Source organism: Sphingomonas qomolangmaensis (assembly GCF_024496245.1).
Lineage (GTDB): Bacteria > Pseudomonadota > Alphaproteobacteria > Sphingomonadales > Sphingomonadaceae > Sphingomonas > Sphingomonas qomolangmaensis.
Window position 1 is genome coordinate 572,965 of sequence record NZ_CP101740.1, and the last position, 14,288, is coordinate 587,252.

A 14,288-nucleotide genomic window follows, 5' to 3' on the forward strand; every position below is an offset into this window, starting at 1 on the left:
CGCCCCATGGCGCGCGGCGAGCAGTGGTACGAGAAGCGACACGGCCAAGCGGAGTTCAACGCCGCAATACGCGCCGCCGCCGTGACGACGTTCCGGCTTTCAGGCGCGAAGATGATCCAGCCGCCAACCGTGCAGATGAGCGGATCGTACGCGCGACGGGAAGCATGGACGTGATATCCGGCTTCGCCCGATTCGGCAGAAGGCGGACGCGTGTCGGTGGGGCGCGATGAGGTTTGGACGCGCTTTTTTGGCGGGGTTGCTCGCGGGTTCGGCATCGACGCCACTGCAAGCGCAGGAAAAGGCGGGGAACGTCGTGCAGTCGCCGCCGGCACAGCGCCGCGCACCTCCCGCACCGGCTCCGACCGAGACGGTTCCTTCTGGCCCCCGATCCGCCGAGGCTAGGCCCGCCCAGGACATATCGGAGCCGACGATCGAGTTCCAGGGAGCAGACGGCGAGGCATTATCGCCCGAAATCCAGCGCGAGCTGCTGGAGCAGGTCAAGAAAGACCCGCCGCCCGTCGACCGCGTGCCGCCATCCATAACGAGTCCGGCGGCCGCGGGCTCGAATGACGACGAGGTTGTCGTCACCGGTCAGCGGCCGCGCGGATCGGTCGTCGGCGACTTACCGCCGGAGCGGACGTTCAGCCCGATCGATATCAGAGCTTACGGGGTCAACGACATTGAGGAACTTCTCGACACCGTCCGGCCGCAGGTCAGCAGCGACCGGGGCCGGGACGATGGCGATCCCGTCGTGCTGCTGAATGGAAAGCGCGTGTCGAGCTTTGCCGAAATCGCTAAGATCCCCACGGAAGCGATCGAGCGGATGGAGGTGTTTCCCGAGGAGCTTTCGCTCGAATACGGGTACCCGGCCGACCAAAAGGTGGTCAACGTGGTCACCTTTGAGAGATATAATTCGGGAACCGGTCAGCTCAGCCATGCCATGCCGACCGAAGGTGGGCGTGACACGGCCGGGATCGACGCGAGCTACCTGCGCATACGCAACGACACGCGTTTCAATTTCGACGCGGACTATGATCGGGCGAGGGCGTTGCTGGAGAGCGAACGCGACCTGGCGCGGGTTTCCGGCGCGCGGGATGACGGGCGGTTTCGGACCTTGCTGCCCCAAACGGAGCGGCTTGCGCTTACCGGGACTGTAAGCGGCAACCTGTTGCGCGATGTGTCGGCGACGCTCAACGGCCGCTTCCAGACCAGTGACACTCGCAGCCTTTTGGGCCTTGCCGGCGATCAACCGCTGACACGCGACACCGAGGCGAACGCCATCCACCTCGGAACTTCGCTCAGCGGGTCGGCGGGACGGTGGCTGTGGTTCTTCACCGGCAACTACGACCGCGCCACCGCCGACACCTTCACCGATGCCGGCGGCGCGCTGGAGATACGGGAGGAGGCGCGATTGGTGAACGCGCTCGCCGATGGCGAACTCGTGTTCAGCGGTTCGGTGCTGAACCTACCTGCCGGCCCGGTGTCGATGAGCCTTCGCGGGGGAGCGGAGTTCCGCGATTTCCGCAGCAGATCGTTGCGCGGCGGTGACGAGCGGCGGGCGGACTTTTCCCGCGACAGGGGCGCGGTCCAGGCCAGCCTTGACGTGCCCATCGCTAGACGGCGCAAGCAGCCATCAAGTTGGCTCGGTAATCTTTCCGCCAATGCCAACATCGAGGTCGAGGAGCTTTCCGACATCGGCACGTTGCGGACGTTCGGCTATGGCCTCAACTGGTCGCCCGTCGAAGCGATCAGCGTCATCGCGTCGGTCACGGACGAAGAAGGCCCGCCGACGGTTGAGCAGCTCGGAGCGCCGCTCGTCGTCACGCCGAACGTCCGCACCTATGATTTCATCAGGCGCGAGGCGATCGACGTGACACGCGTCTTCGGCGGCAATCCGGATCTCCGTTCCGACAACCGCGACGTCGTCCGGCTCGCGCTCAACGCCAAGCCGTTTCAAGCGACCGACATCACCTTCAACATCGACTACATCCGAACGCGAATCGAGGATCCGATCGCACCTTTTCCCATCGCGACGCCCGAGATCGAGGCCGCATTCCCGGAACGGTTCACCCGTGATCGCGACGGGCGGCTTGTGCGGATCGACAGCAGACCGCTCAATTTCCAGCGGTCCGACCAAGAGCAAATGCGCTGGGGCGTCAACTTCACCCGGCCTTTGGGACTGGTGCCACCCGGATCGCAGAACGCCAATGTCCGTTTCGTCAGCGGAGGAGAGGCCGGCCTGCAAGCGGCGATTCCCCCCGGCGCCAGGATCGTAAGGCCCGAAGCAGGAAGCGCCGCGGCGAAGCGCGTCGAGAACCTTACGAGCCGCCTGATCTTCAGCATTTACCACACATGGCGCTTCACGGACGAACTCCTCGTCCGCGAAGGCGTGCCCGTCCTCGACCTACTGGACGGATCCGCGATCGGCGGCCGCGGGGGCAGACCGCGCCACGAGCTCGAACTGCAGGCGGGGGCCTTCAAGGGCGGACTCGGTGCGCGGATCACCGCGGCCTGGCAGAGCGGAACTGTCGTGAGAGGCTTGGCGTCAAGCCCAGGCGGCTCGACGGGCGATTTGCGCTTCTCCGATTTCGCGAGCTTGAATCTCAATTTGTTCGCGAACCTTGCAGACCGTTTCGGGGGAGCGCGGGCTCCCAATTGGCTCAGGGGGACGCGGATCACCATCGGCATCGACAATCTGTTCAACAGGCGACCTCGGGTGCGGGACGACGCAGGATCGACGCCATTCAACTACCAGCCGACTTTTCTCGACCCGCTCGGCCGTTCGTTGAGCTTCGGTCTTCGGAAGATCCTGTAGAGTCCCCCCCGGTACACGGCGATCATCGACCCGCCGCCGCCCCTTGCCGTTGGCCGGCACCCTCGAACCTGCCGTGCCCGCAAGCCCTGGCAGTATGCCGGCGCCCTCTGTGCTTCCCGATTGGGTTTGTGCGACCCAGGCGTCCACATCCCCATTGGCCCCGACGAACGGCGGGAAGTGGGAAGCGGCAGGGCTTCTTGAACCTATGGGTATGCGTCGGCATCGACGCGCGCAGTCCGGAAAGGTTGTCAGCGTGAGCTAGGGCCAAATTCGATCATCGAGCTGACCGGAGGCATGTTGCGCATCGGCCGGCGACCCTGTGCCTTGGGCGCGCTGGCATGTTAGAGTGCCCCTATGTCAAACTTCCGAAGCAATGCCGGCATCGTTGATGTCGATGGCGTCACATATGACTGGCATCTCCAGCGCGAACCGCATCCGTTGGATGACGGGGGTTGGAAGGGCATGACGGTTTCGCTTCTCCAGCGGGATGCCAAGCGTGAGGCATTGCTGGAATTCCCGCCGCCCAAGCGGCTATTGAAGGGGTTGCCGCGCGGTCGCCTCCAGCTTGATGACGCGACGATTTCACGGTGCGTGCGCGCCGCTTTGTCGGCCGGCTGGGAGCCGATGTCGCGCGGCAAGCCGGAGGTGTTCACGGTGGACGCCGAAGGCAATTGAGGCCCTGATGCGGACCGACTTCGCACCCGCGAACCGCGCGTGCGACCCCCACGACAGCCGTAGCGACCATCAGAAGCTTGCGAGTTTGATGACCGCGTGGATCGATCCGCAGCCTGAATCGTGGAGTGCGCGCCGGGGCGGCTGGTAACGCTTGCCACAAACGTAACTCGCCCGATCTTGCACCCGAACAGCCCCTTACTTTTTGCGCGAAATTCCCGCTTCAAAATTCATTCCTTAGGCACGCGCGAAAGCGCAAGAACGGGCTCCTTGTCGCAAGCGTCCCGAAGCGACCGCGCGCTCAACAAGAGTGAATGGCCAAGGTTGGTAAGGCCTAAACGGCCTGCCAATGGCCGACTTGGGTATTCCAGCAAGCGATCCTCATCGGCGGTAGCGTGCCGACGCGCCGCGCAGGATAGCCATATCGATCGGCCGCTTACGTGCCTCGTTTGGATTTCCGGGGTTTGGGTACCGGCAGCTCTGCCGCCGTAAAGCGCAGCAGGTCACCTAGCCACTCGGCATCGTCCCAGCGATCGGCCTCGATAAGCAGGTGCGGCTTGGCCCCTGGATAGGGCGGCGCTTCCGCCACCGGCTCGGCATGGAGGCGACCGGATGCCGTCGGCTTCACGTAGAGCTGATCGTCACAGATCGAACCGATCATCTTGCCGTCGACGTATACGCCGTATTCGCCGAACATCGGCCTGGTCGACACCGTGCCGGCGCCCGTTGCCTGTTCGAGTAGGTAATCGACTGTGCGTCGCTGCGTTGCCATATCGTGAACCTAACCGACGAGCCCCGCCGCGAGCAATATACCGACCATCGTCCGCGTCGCCGACCGCAATGAACGAACGTTCATTTTCGTGGAGGATCAAGATGTAGCTGGATGACCGACTCTGGGTCTTGTTGTCGTCATTCTGAAGCTAAATACGACGCAGAACCACCGAATGGTTGTTCGCCGGCATCTCGACGATGGACTCTGGAACGAACCCTGCTGCCGATTGGATCATCCCATCCAGGTCCCGCAAGCCCCAGCGCGCGTCACGCTCTTTGAGCGAGGCGTCGAACGCTTCATTGGACGGCGCTGTCGGGAAACCGACCCGGCGATACGGGCCGTACAGAACAATCGGCCCGCCCCGTCGCAATAGGCGGGCGGCGCCGGCAAGCAGTCCGAGCGTCGCCGGCCAAGGGCTGATATGGACCATGTTGATGCATAATATCGCCGCCGCGCTTTCGATCGGCCAATCGCTTGAGGCGGCGTCGAGATCGAGTGCCGGGTGCACGTTGGTCAGGCCCGCGCACCACGCATCAATCGAGGCGCGGGCGGCGGAATCCGGATCACTCGGCTGCCAAAGGAGGTGGCGGAAGCGCTCGGCGAAATAGGCGCAATGTTCGCCTGATCCGCTGGCCACCTCGAGCACCGTGCCGCTTGAAGGCAGGATGGTCGCTAGCAGATCGGCGATCGCGTCGCGGTTGCGCAGCGTGGCTGGCGCGTGCCGACGCGACATCTCCGAGGGTGCTTCGTCAGCAATCCAGGGGGCGGGCCTAGTCATGGCGAGGGAGGGATTCGGGGAGCATGCGTTCAACCTGCCCGGATCGGGCGGGGCGGGATAGTGAAAACCGATCCGGACGCGGGCCAATTTCGTCGCTTCCGAAAACCGGACGTTGCTTGATGCGCCAAGCTCCGTGCTGAATCGGGCCGCGGGAATGACCACCGCTATAAGCCGGCCGTGGATACCGGAAGACTGCAGCACTCACGCGAGATAGAAGCCGTCGTGCGCGGCTCCGGGTCGAAACAAAATGGGTCAGCACGAACCCTGGTTCGATAGTGCGGTTCGGCCGATCTATCGCAAATACGTGCTGGGCTATTTCCGCTGATTAGCGGAGTCAGATCGCCAAACGCCATAACCAACCAATGTCGGCTTCCCACCACCTAGCGGCGTTCCGGCGCTGGCGATCGGCTCTCCCTGCCCGGAAACAGACCGGCGGCTACCGGGCTGGCGGCAGTCGCCCAATTGGAGACTCTAACGATCACTGGTATAACCGCTTTCGAGAAGCAGCATGGGAGTAGGTCGTATGACGAAAAATGATCGGCTGTGCGTAAAGGTCGCTCTTTGGCCGGTGACGACGTTCGTTGTCGCACTGTTGGGGTTTATGGCCCTGCGCACTGCAAACGGGGCCAGTCCGCTTCCTGATGGCACCGGATTCTACATTCCGGTCCTGATCCAGTTCGTGACATTCGGCGCTATCATTACAGCGAGTCTTCTGCGCGTGAGGCTCGGGCGCACAGTCCGTTAACGGCCCTTCTGCTCACCACCAATTACGGTCGTAAATCCGGCGCGACGGTTCGCCCCCAACCGACCAAAGATTGAGATGAATCAGTGTCCGGTTTCGGGACGCGCCTGAGCGATGCTGAGTGACCGCAAATGGGTCCCTTTGCGACGAGCGTGCCCACAGCGATCACTGGTCAGAAGTGCGTTCGAGTCAGGCGAAATCGCCCAGGCTTTCAGCGTCATCTTCGGGCAGGTCACGATTTTCGGGCTGATTGACCGGTATTTCGATGCCGGGCTCGGTCGCCATATCACCAGGATCTGGCTCGTTGCCAGGAATGTGCGTCGTATTCATAGTCCGTCTCCTTTGCTATCCGACAGGAACGCACCAAAACGGGAAAGCGGCAAACATTCCGCCTTCTGAAAGAATTGCAGAGATAGGAGAGGACGCGAAGCGCAGGGAATATCCGCCGGGTTGCAGATAGTCGGTGGCGATCACGACCGTTCGCTCGATACCGATCGCTTCAAGGAAGCGGACGTCATGGCTGACGACCAAGAGCGCGCCGTCGAAGGACAGGAGCGCCCGCTCCAGGACCTCGATCGATGACACATCGAGATGGTTGGTCGGCTCGTCGAGGATCAACAGCCAAGCGGGTTGTGGCCCGGAAAGCGTGGCCGCCAGTCCCGTACGCAGGCGCTCTCCGCCGGACAAACTTCCAACGATACGCTGTGTGTCTCGGTTGCGAAACGCGAAGCGGGCACAAGCCGCGAGGCTACCAACGATAGTGTCTGCCTCGTCAAGCGGATCGACGTGCTGGTCGAGCATTACCACGCGTTCGCGACGCCGACGGATTGTGCCACTGGTTCAAGGGCGTGGTGATCGCGGCGCGATGAACCTGTTTGGGCACGATTGACGCGCCCCGAAGGTCGGCCGCGACATCGCGTTCGGCCCGGGCAATAGCGATGGGAAAATCTGCGAGCAGGTGCTGCGCAGGCGCTTCGCCGCTTCGTAGCGCCCTTTGGCCTCCATCTTGCGCAGCATGATGAGCAACTCCTGCGCCTAGATCGAGGCGACGGGGCGCTGCCCAATCGCTGCGTTGATGAAGCTCAGCAGCCAGCGCAGCTTCGTCAACGTGACCGCCGAGCGGCCCTCTTTCTCGACTATGAGCAGCAATTCGTCGGCCACGGCTTTGAAGCTGTGGGATGCCGCTACAGCGGCGGCGATCCGATCGAGCTTGATCCGTTCAGCCGGATCATCGCCCCGAGCCCGCAGCTTGCGCGCCGCGTCACGCGCTGCGCGAGCCTCGGCCAGCCCGGTATCCGGCCACACGCCGAACGCCAGGGTCTTCTGTCGCCGAGACAACCGACACCGCCATGATGGTATCTCCGTCCATGCGACCGGCGCGGTGCCGTCAGAGATACCATGAGATTGCTGGTATGGAGTGGCTTTTCGCCGATCCGACCGGGATGGTTGTACCGCGAAACCGGAGAACGCAGCCGATTATGGGACGCTGTCGATAGTTCTGGGATCGTGTTTTGGTGACCCCTACGAGAATCGAACTCGTGCTTACGCCGTGAGAGGGCGTCGTCCTAACCGCTAGACGAAGGGGCCGTTAGCGAACCGCGCATCTAGGGCGGGGGCGGGGGGGCGTCAAGGCGGTTTGCGCGGGGGCTTAGCTCAGGCCTGCGATGCTGCCGTCGGGGCCCAGGCCGATATGTTCGGCGGCGGGGGTGCGGGGGAGGCCGGGCATCGTCATCAACTCGCCGCAAATCGCGACGACGAAGCCCGCGCCCGCCGCCAGCCGCACCTCGCGCACCGGCACGACATGGCCGGTCGGCGCGCCGAGCTGCAGCGGGTCGGTCGAGAAGCTGTACTGCGTCTTGGCCATGCACACGGGTAGATGGCCATGGCCTGCCGCCTGCCAGCGTTCTAGCTGGGCGTGGATAGCGGGCGATGCGGTCGCGCGTTCGGCGCGGTAGATCCGCGTCGCCACGGTGTTGATCTTGTCGAACAGCGACAGCTCGTCGTCGTAGAGCGGGGTGAACTGCCCCGCATCCTTATCAGCCAGCGCCGCCACCGCGTCCGCCAGCGCTTCGGCGCCCGCGCCGCCTTCGGCCCAGTGGCGGCACAGGATCGCCGCGGTGCCATGCGCCGTCGCGCAGCGCTCGATCGCCGCGACCTCAGCTGCGGTGTCGGTGCCGAAATGGTTGATCGCGACCACGGCGGGGACGCCGAACTGGCGGATATTCTCGATGTGGCGAACGAGGTTCACCGCGCCGCGCTCGACCGCGGCGACGTCTTCGTGCGCGAGATCGGCTTTCGCCACGCCGCCATTCATCTTGAGCGCGCGCACCGTCGCGACGATCACCACCGCGCCGGGGGCGAGCCCCGCCTGGCGGCATTTGATGTCGAAGAACTTCTCCGCCCCCAGATCGGCGCCGAAGCCCGCTTCGGTCACGACATAATCAGCGAGCTGGAGCGCGGCGCGCGTGGCGATCACCGAATTGCAGCCATGCGCGATGTTGGCGAAGGGGCCGCCATGGATCAGCGCGGGGGTGCCCTCGAGCGTCTGGACGAGGTTGGGCTTGATCGCCTGCGCCAGCAGCACCGCCATCGCGCCGCTCGCCTTCAGATCGGCGGCGGTGATCGGGCGGCGATCGCTGGTATAGGCGACGACGACCCGCGCGAGCCGCGCCTCCAGGTCGTGCAGGTCGTTTGCCAGGCACAGGATCGCCATGACTTCGGAGGCGACGGTGATGTCGAACCCGCTTTCGCGCGGGTAGCCGTTGGCGACCCCGCCGACGCCCTGGACGATGTCGCGCAGCGCCCGATCGTTCATGTCTAGCACGCGCCGCCACACCACGCGGCGGACGTCGATCCCCAGCTTATTGCCCCAATGGATATGGTTGTCGATCATCGCCGCGAGCAGATTGTGCGCCGAGGTGATCGCGTGGAAATCGCCGGTGAAGTGGAGGTTGATGTCTTCCATCGGCACCACCTGCGCGTGGCCGCCGCCGGTGGCGCCGCCCTTGGTACCGAAACACGGGCCGAGCGAGGGTTCGCGCAGCGCCAGCATCGTCTTGCGGCCGGTGCGATTGAGCGCGTCGGCGAGGCCTACCGAGGTGGTGGTCTTGCCCTCGCCCGCAGGAGTCGGGTTGATCGCGGTGACCAGGATCAGCTTGCCGGCGGGCGCCGGGTTGGCGGCGAGCCAGTCGAGGTCGAGCTTGGCCTTGTGCCGGCCATAGGGCTCGATCGCTTGTAGCGGCAGGCCGGCGCGGTCGGCGATCGCCTGGATCGGCTGGAGCGTGGCCGCGCGCGAGATTTCGATGTCGGATAGCATGGCACAGACGTAGCGCCCAGCCGCGGCGGGGGGAAGGTTGCTTTAGGCCGGGTTCGGTCCCCCGCGATCAGCCGATCGGCTGGAGTTCGATCTTGCGGAACTCGACGGGATGTCCTTCGCCCTGCAGCGCGATATAGCCGCGATCGAGCTTCAGCCTACCTCCTGCAGCAGCGATCACCGGCTTTGCATCGGCATCGTCGGGATCGAGTTCGGGGTTGGCATAGCGCAGCACCACCTTGCCATCGATCCGGTGGGTGATGCGACCATCGGGCAGGACCTCGAGTTCGGCTGTGGTCCAGCGTCCGGCGGGGAGTGGTTCGCCGGTGGCCAGGATGCAATGGCGCGGGTCGCGCTTGCCGTCGAACGTCACGATCGTGCCGGGGGTGCACAGATTGCCCGATGGCTCGCGGGTGGCGCGGGGCACCGCCAGCAGCTGCATCTCGAGGCTGACAGGGAATTTCTGGTCGCGCGTCATCGTTGCCGGGGCCTGGGCGTGAAACATCACGCCGCTGTTGCTCTGCTGCCAGGGTTCGACGCCGGGCAGGAAGTCGCCGAACAGCCGATACTCGTAGCGCAGCCGATAAGCAGCGACCGGCGACTTCAAGAACAGATGGCCGAACTCGCCCTCGAAGCGCGGATAGTTGGCATGCGACACCCGGATCGCGCCGTTGTGGACGATGAACATGCCGCGCGGGTCTTCGCCGACGCTGCGGCCCGCGATCTTGGGGGTCCAGCCGGCGAGCGTCTTGCCGTCGAACAGCGACTGCCAGCGCGGCGCGGGGGCGGCGCCAAGCAGCGCAAACGCGGGGAGCAACAACAGGGTTTTGGCGGCGCGGCCGGCGAAGTCGCTTGGCATTGGCTGTTCCTTCATTCGATCGTGAGAGCCCCCACCGTTCGTGCTGAGTGGCCGCTGAGCTTGTCGAAGCGGCGTATCGAAGCAGCCTTCGTTGGGGCCGAGGTCCTTCGATACGGGTCTTCGCCAAGCTCAGCCCCTACTCAGGACGAACGGTGGGGGAGGACGCGCTTACGCCGCCACCTTGCGCCGTTCGGCCATTTCCTCATTGAGCATCTCGGCCAGCAGGAACGCAAGCTCGAGGCTTTGCCCAGCGTTCAACCGCGGGTCGCAATGCGTGTGGTAGCGATCGCCCAGCGACTGTTCGGTCACATCGACCGCGCCGCCGGTGCATTCGGTCACGTTCTGCCCGGTCATCTCGGCGTGGATGCCGCCGGCATGCGTGCCCTCGGCGCGATGCACCGCGAAGAAGCCGCGCACTTCGGCGAGGATCCGCTCGAACGGGCGGGTCTTGTAGCCGTTTGCCGCCTTGATGACGTTGCCGTGCATCGGGTCGCAGCTCCACACCACCGGATGCCCCTCGCGCTTCACCGCGCGCACCAGCTTGGGCAGCAAGCCCTCGATCTTGTCGTGGCCATAGCGCGTGATCAGTGTCATCCGCCCGGGGACGCGACCGGGGTTGAGCGTGTCGAGCAGGCGCAGCAATTCATCGGGTTCTAGCGTCGGGCCACATTTCATCCCGATCGGGTTGCCGATGCCGCGCAGGAATTCGACATGCGCCGATCCCTCGAAGCGCGTGCGATCGCCGATCCACAGGAAATGCGCGCTGGTGTCGTACCAGTCGCCGGTCAGCGAATCCTGCCGGGTCAGCGCCTGTTCGTAGGGCAGCAGCAGCGCTTCGTGGCTGGTGTAGAAATCGGTCGCCTTGAGCTGTGGCACCGTTTCGGGATTGATCCCGCACGCTTCCATGAAGTCGAGCGCTTCGCCGATCCGGTCGGCGACGTCGGCATATTTGGCGGCCCAGGGGCTGCGGCCCATGAAGTCGTGGGTCCAGCGATGCACCTGCTGGAGGTTGGCGTAGCCGCCTTGCGCGAAGGCGCGCAGCAGGTTCAGCGTTGCCGCCGACTGCGAATAGGCGCGGATCATCCGCTGCGGATCGGGGACGCGACCTTCGGGGGTGAAGGCGATGTCGTTGACATTGTCGCCGCGATAGGAGGGCAGGGTGGCGTCGCCGATCGTCTCGGTATCGGTCGATCGCGGCTTGGCGAACTGCCCCGCCATCCGGCCGAGCTTCACCGTCGGCAGCTTCGAGGCGAAGGTGAGCACCACCGCCATCTGGAGGATGACGCGGAAGGTGTCGCGGATGTTGTTCGCGCTATGCTCGGCGAAGCTTTCGGCGCAATCGCCGCCTTGCAACAGGAAGCCGCGCCCTTCGGCGACCGGCGCCAGCTCGGCGGTAAGGCTGCGGGCTTCGCCGGCGAAGACGAGCGGCGGGAAGGTTGCGAGTTGGGCGGTGGCGGCGTCGAGCGCTTCGGCGTCGGGATAGGTGGGAAGCTGACGCGCTTCGGCATGAGTCCAGCTATTGGGGGCCCAATCGGCCATGTCGTTCTCCGCGTTGCGTAGTTTCACGAACCAGTCGGCGTGATGCGCGATGCCGTTGGCGGCGATCTGGTTGACCACCGCCGCCTGCGCGCGCTTGCCGTCTTCCTCCCAGCCCTGCACCGTGCTGCCGGGAGTGCCGTACCATGCGCCGAACGCGGCGCGGGTTATGCCGCGTTGTTCGCGGAAGCGTTTGATCTTGGTGCCGGCTAAGGTTGTCATGTCCGGGCATTTACCCGATCGGGGTAAATCCGCAACCCCTCAATAGCCCGCCTCGAGATCGACGACGTTGCGCATCGGTTCACCAGCCATGAACGCGGCGAGGTTTTCGAGGAACAGCGTGGCTGCGCGGGTGAACATCGTCGTCTGGCTGCGGCCCGAAAGATGCATCGAGTGCAGCGCGTTGGGCGCGGACCATAAGGGGTGGTCGGCTGGAAGCGGTTCGGGATCGACGGTGTCGAGGAACGCGCCGGCGATCTGGTGTTCGGTGAGCGCCTCGATCAGCGCCGGCTGGTCGATCATGTCGCCGCGCGCCATGTTGATGACCCAGGCGCTGCGCTTCATCGCGGCGAATTCGGGTGCGCCGAGCAGTGCTGCGGTCTCGCCGGTCGAAGGCGCCGCAAGGATGATCCATTCATAGTCGGCGATGCGCGGCTTCCAGCCATCGGGGGTCAGCGTGCCGTCGCGGCCCGATCGCGTGACCCCGGTCACCGCGACTCCGAACGCCGCCAGCCGATTGCCGATCAGCCGGCCGATCGTGCCATAGCCGATGATCAACGCGCTGGTGCCCGCGAGTTCGACGGTGCCAGGCGCGACGGTCGGCCAATCGTGGCGGTCCGCCATCCGGACGACCTCGTCATAGCGCTTTGCCGCGGCCAGCATGCCGAGCAGCGCATATTCGGCGACCGCGACCGGATTGAGTCCGGTGCCGTTGGTCATCACCGTCCCACGTTCGCGGAGGAGCGTGGTATCATAGGCGTCGATCCCCGCGCGCATCGTCGACAGCCACCGCAGCCGCGCGCCCAGCGCCGCGACTTCGGCCGAATCCTGCGGGCTCTGCATGTCGACCCAGGCGATATCGGCATCGACGATCGCGGCTTCGGCCTCGGCGCGCGTGGTGAACCAATGCAGGTCGAGACCGGGCGGGAGGTGCGGCTCGAGCAACGGCCGGGCAAGCGCGGGGAGGAGGGTTTTCATCGGCAGAGTCCGTTGTTGAGGCGAATAATGATTCCTCCCCCGCCAGGGGGAGGGGGACCAGCGAAGCTGGTGGAGGGGGCGGACCCCCTACGGCGCGCTCGTGTCCGCCCCCCCCCACCGCTACGCGGTCCACCCCCTTCCGGGGGAGGATTATAGCTTCCAATCCCAGCCTAGCGGGTCGCCGTCCATCACTTCGACCCCTGCTGCTGCCAACTCGTCGCGCAGCGCGTCCGATCGAGCAAAGTCCTTCGCGGCGCGCGCCTCACGGCGCTCGGCGAGCTTGGCTTCGATATCGACAGCATCAATCGTCGCGGTCGCCGGACGGACGCGCAGATCGGCACGGGTAAGCGCCGCCAACTCCAGCCCCAACGCCGCGTCGAACGCCTCGGCTGCCGCAAACCGATCGGCGGGCGACAGCGCCTTGTCGGCCAGCAATTCATCAAGCACCGGCAACGCACGCGCGGTATTCAGGTCGTCCGACAGCGCCTCGTCGAAGCGCGAACGATACCCATCGGCGGACGTCCGCGAAGGCTTGTCGGGCGCCGCACGCAACTTCTCGATGCTCTGCACCAACCGCTTCAACCTAGTCTGCGCGGCGATCGCGCCCTCCCAGGTGAACTCGAGCTCGCTGCGATAGTGCGCGCTCAGGCACATCAGCCGGTACGCCAGCGGGTGGATGCCTCGATCGACCAGCGTCTGCAGCGTCAGGAATTCACCCGCCGACTTCGACATCTTGCCCGCGCGATCGACCAGGAAATTATTGTGCATCCACATCCGCGCGCCGGTGAAGCCCGGCTCCGCATCGGTGCAGCCGCAGAACGCCTGGTTCTGCGCGATCTCGTTGGGGTGGTGGATCTCGCGATGGTCGATCCCGCCGGTGTGGATGTCGAACGGGTGACCAAGCTGCGCGTTGCTCATCACCGAGCATTCGAGGTGCCAGCCCGGCGCACCGCGGCCCCAGGGCGAATCCCATTCCATCTGCCGAGTTTCGCCCGCCGGGGTCTTGCGCCAGATCGCGAAGTCCTGCGGGTTGCGCTTGCCGCCGACCGGGTCGATCCGGCTCTCGCCCGCATCGGTGGTCTGCCGCGCCAGCCGGCCATACTCGGGCACGCTCGACACGTCGAAATAGAGTCCGCTGTCGAGCTCGTAGCAATGCTGCGCCGCGATCCGCTGCGCAAAGGCGATCATCTGCGGGACATAGGCGGTCGCCACCGTCCATTGCGCGGGCGGGGTAATGTTGAGCCGCGCGACATCGGCCTTGAACACCTGGGTATAATGCGCGGCGATCTCCCAGATCGATTTCTCCTGCGTGGCCGCCGCCTTCTCCATCTTGTCGTCGCCGGCATCGGCGTCTGAGGTCAAATGGCCGACATCGGTGATGTTGATGATGTGCTTGAGGCCATAGCCCTTCCAGCGCAGCACGCGCCCCAGCGTATCGGCGAACAGGAACGCGCGCATGTTGCCGATATGCTGGTAATTATAGACCGTCGGCCCGCAGGTGTAGACGCGCACGGGCCCGGCAGGGTCGATCGGCACGAAGGGTTCGATGCTGCGGGTGAGCGAATTATAGAGCTTCAAGGGGGCGGCGTTCATGCCGCCCCGTC

At 65.1% G+C, this 14,288-nt stretch carries 14 protein-coding genes and 1 tRNA gene; 3 read left to right on the forward strand and 12 right to left on the reverse strand.

Translation table 11 applies throughout. The annotated features are described in order from the left end of the window. The first annotated feature begins 6 nt into the window (after positions 1-6). The 3 genes from NMP03_RS02765 to NMP03_RS02775 all read left to right on the forward strand — a co-directional run bounded on the left by NMP03_RS02765 (position 7) and on the right by NMP03_RS02775 (position 3,490). Positions 7-174, forward strand: a complete 168-nt coding sequence (locus NMP03_RS02765) for a hypothetical protein (RefSeq protein WP_256507019.1) — start codon at positions 7-9, stop codon at positions 172-174. 82 nt (positions 175-256) lie between these two features. Beyond that, positions 257-2,815 carry a TonB-dependent receptor gene (locus tag NMP03_RS02770; protein ID WP_256507020.1) on the forward strand — a complete coding sequence of 853 codons (2,559 nt, stop codon included), beginning with the start codon at positions 257-259 and terminating at the stop codon, positions 2,813-2,815. A 354-nt stretch (positions 2,816-3,169) separates the two neighbouring features. Further along, complete coding sequence (locus NMP03_RS02775) at positions 3,170-3,490, forward strand: hypothetical protein (RefSeq protein ID WP_256507021.1); 321 nt, start codon at positions 3,170-3,172, stop codon at positions 3,488-3,490. 433 nt (positions 3,491-3,923) lie between these two features. Here NMP03_RS02775 and NMP03_RS02780 read toward each other — a convergent pair whose 3' ends face one another. The 12 genes from NMP03_RS02780 to cysS form a co-directional block, all read right to left on the reverse strand. Then, entirely contained in the window at positions 3,924-4,259 is a 336-nt protein-coding gene (locus tag NMP03_RS02780; RefSeq protein ID WP_256507022.1) for a TfoX/Sxy family protein, read from the reverse strand. A 148-nt stretch (positions 4,260-4,407) separates the two neighbouring features. Continuing rightward, entirely contained in the window at positions 4,408-5,037 is a 630-nt protein-coding gene (locus NMP03_RS02785; protein ID WP_256507987.1) for a DUF938 domain-containing protein, read from the reverse strand. A gap of 931 nt (positions 5,038-5,968) precedes the next feature. Next, a complete protein-coding gene (locus NMP03_RS02790; protein ID WP_256507023.1) occupies positions 5,969-6,109 on the reverse strand; it encodes a hypothetical protein in 141 nt (46 codons plus the stop codon). 15 nt (positions 6,110-6,124) lie between these two features. Next, positions 6,125-6,580 carry an ATP-binding cassette domain-containing protein gene (locus tag NMP03_RS02795; RefSeq protein WP_256507024.1) on the reverse strand — a complete coding sequence of 152 codons (456 nt, stop codon included), beginning with the start codon at positions 6,578-6,580 and terminating at the stop codon, positions 6,125-6,127. Positions 6,581-6,619: 39 nt separating this feature from the next. Continuing rightward, positions 6,620-6,796: a hypothetical protein gene (locus tag NMP03_RS02800; protein ID WP_256507025.1), complete on the reverse strand. Its 177-nt coding sequence runs from the start codon at positions 6,794-6,796 to the stop codon at positions 6,620-6,622. Between the two features lie 18 nt (positions 6,797-6,814). Then, a complete protein-coding gene (locus tag NMP03_RS02805) occupies positions 6,815-7,117 on the reverse strand; it encodes an integrase arm-type DNA-binding domain-containing protein (protein WP_256507026.1) in 303 nt (100 codons plus the stop codon). Positions 7,118-7,291: 174 nt separating this feature from the next. Further along, a tRNA-Glu gene (locus NMP03_RS02810) sits at positions 7,292-7,366 on the reverse strand. Positions 7,367-7,427: 61 nt separating this feature from the next. Continuing rightward, entirely contained in the window at positions 7,428-9,095 is a 1,668-nt protein-coding gene (locus tag NMP03_RS02815; protein WP_256507027.1) for a formate--tetrahydrofolate ligase, read from the reverse strand. Between the two features lie 67 nt (positions 9,096-9,162). Beyond that, positions 9,163-9,951: a 3-keto-disaccharide hydrolase gene (locus NMP03_RS02820; RefSeq protein ID WP_256507028.1), complete on the reverse strand. Its 789-nt coding sequence runs from the start codon at positions 9,949-9,951 to the stop codon at positions 9,163-9,165. A gap of 168 nt (positions 9,952-10,119) precedes the next feature. Continuing rightward, positions 10,120-11,709, reverse strand: a complete 1,590-nt coding sequence (locus NMP03_RS02825) for a class II 3-deoxy-7-phosphoheptulonate synthase (RefSeq protein ID WP_256507029.1) — start codon at positions 11,707-11,709, stop codon at positions 10,120-10,122. Positions 11,710-11,748: 39 nt separating this feature from the next. Further along, the gene (locus tag NMP03_RS02830; protein ID WP_256507030.1) at positions 11,749-12,684 is read right to left on the reverse strand and encodes a D-2-hydroxyacid dehydrogenase; all 936 of its coding nucleotides are present in this window, start codon (positions 12,682-12,684) and stop codon (positions 11,749-11,751) included. 150 nt (positions 12,685-12,834) lie between these two features. Then, positions 12,835-14,277: a cysteine--tRNA ligase gene (gene cysS, locus NMP03_RS02835; RefSeq protein ID WP_256507031.1), complete on the reverse strand. Its 1,443-nt coding sequence runs from the start codon at positions 14,275-14,277 to the stop codon at positions 12,835-12,837. Positions 14,278-14,288: the final 11 nt, after the last annotated feature.

What these genes read in the sequence shown, in the direction of transcription:
- NMP03_RS02765 (WP_256507019.1), top strand. Translation starts at nt 7, where the DNA reads ATGGCGCGCGGCGAGCAGTGGTACGAGAAGCGACACGGCCAAGCGGAG.
- NMP03_RS02775 (WP_256507021.1), top strand. Translation starts at nt 3,170, where the DNA reads ATGTCAAACTTCCGAAGCAATGCCGGCATCGTTGATGTCGATGGCGTC.
- NMP03_RS02780 (WP_256507022.1), bottom strand. Translation starts at nt 4,259, where the DNA reads ATGGCAACGCAGCGACGCACAGTCGATTACCTACTCGAACAGGCAACG.
- NMP03_RS02785 (WP_256507987.1), bottom strand. Translation starts at nt 5,037, where the DNA reads ATGACTAGGCCCGCCCCCTGGATTGCTGACGAAGCACCCTCGGAGATG.
- NMP03_RS02790 (WP_256507023.1), bottom strand. Translation starts at nt 6,109, where the DNA reads ATGAATACGACGCACATTCCTGGCAACGAGCCAGATCCTGGTGATATG.
- NMP03_RS02795 (WP_256507024.1), bottom strand. Translation starts at nt 6,580, where the DNA reads ATGCTCGACCAGCACGTCGATCCGCTTGACGAGGCAGACACTATCGTT.
- NMP03_RS02800 (WP_256507025.1), bottom strand. Translation starts at nt 6,796, where the DNA reads ATGCTGCGCAAGATGGAGGCCAAAGGGCGCTACGAAGCGGCGAAGCGC.
- NMP03_RS02815 (WP_256507027.1), bottom strand. Translation starts at nt 9,095, where the DNA reads ATGCTATCCGACATCGAAATCTCGCGCGCGGCCACGCTCCAGCCGATC.
- NMP03_RS02820 (WP_256507028.1), bottom strand. Translation starts at nt 9,951, where the DNA reads ATGCCAAGCGACTTCGCCGGCCGCGCCGCCAAAACCCTGTTGTTGCTC.
- NMP03_RS02825 (WP_256507029.1), bottom strand. Translation starts at nt 11,709, where the DNA reads ATGACAACCTTAGCCGGCACCAAGATCAAACGCTTCCGCGAACAACGC.
- NMP03_RS02830 (WP_256507030.1), bottom strand. Translation starts at nt 12,684, where the DNA reads ATGAAAACCCTCCTCCCCGCGCTTGCCCGGCCGTTGCTCGAGCCGCAC.
- cysS (WP_256507031.1), bottom strand. Translation starts at nt 14,277, where the DNA reads ATGAACGCCGCCCCCTTGAAGCTCTATAATTCGCTCACCCGCAGCATC.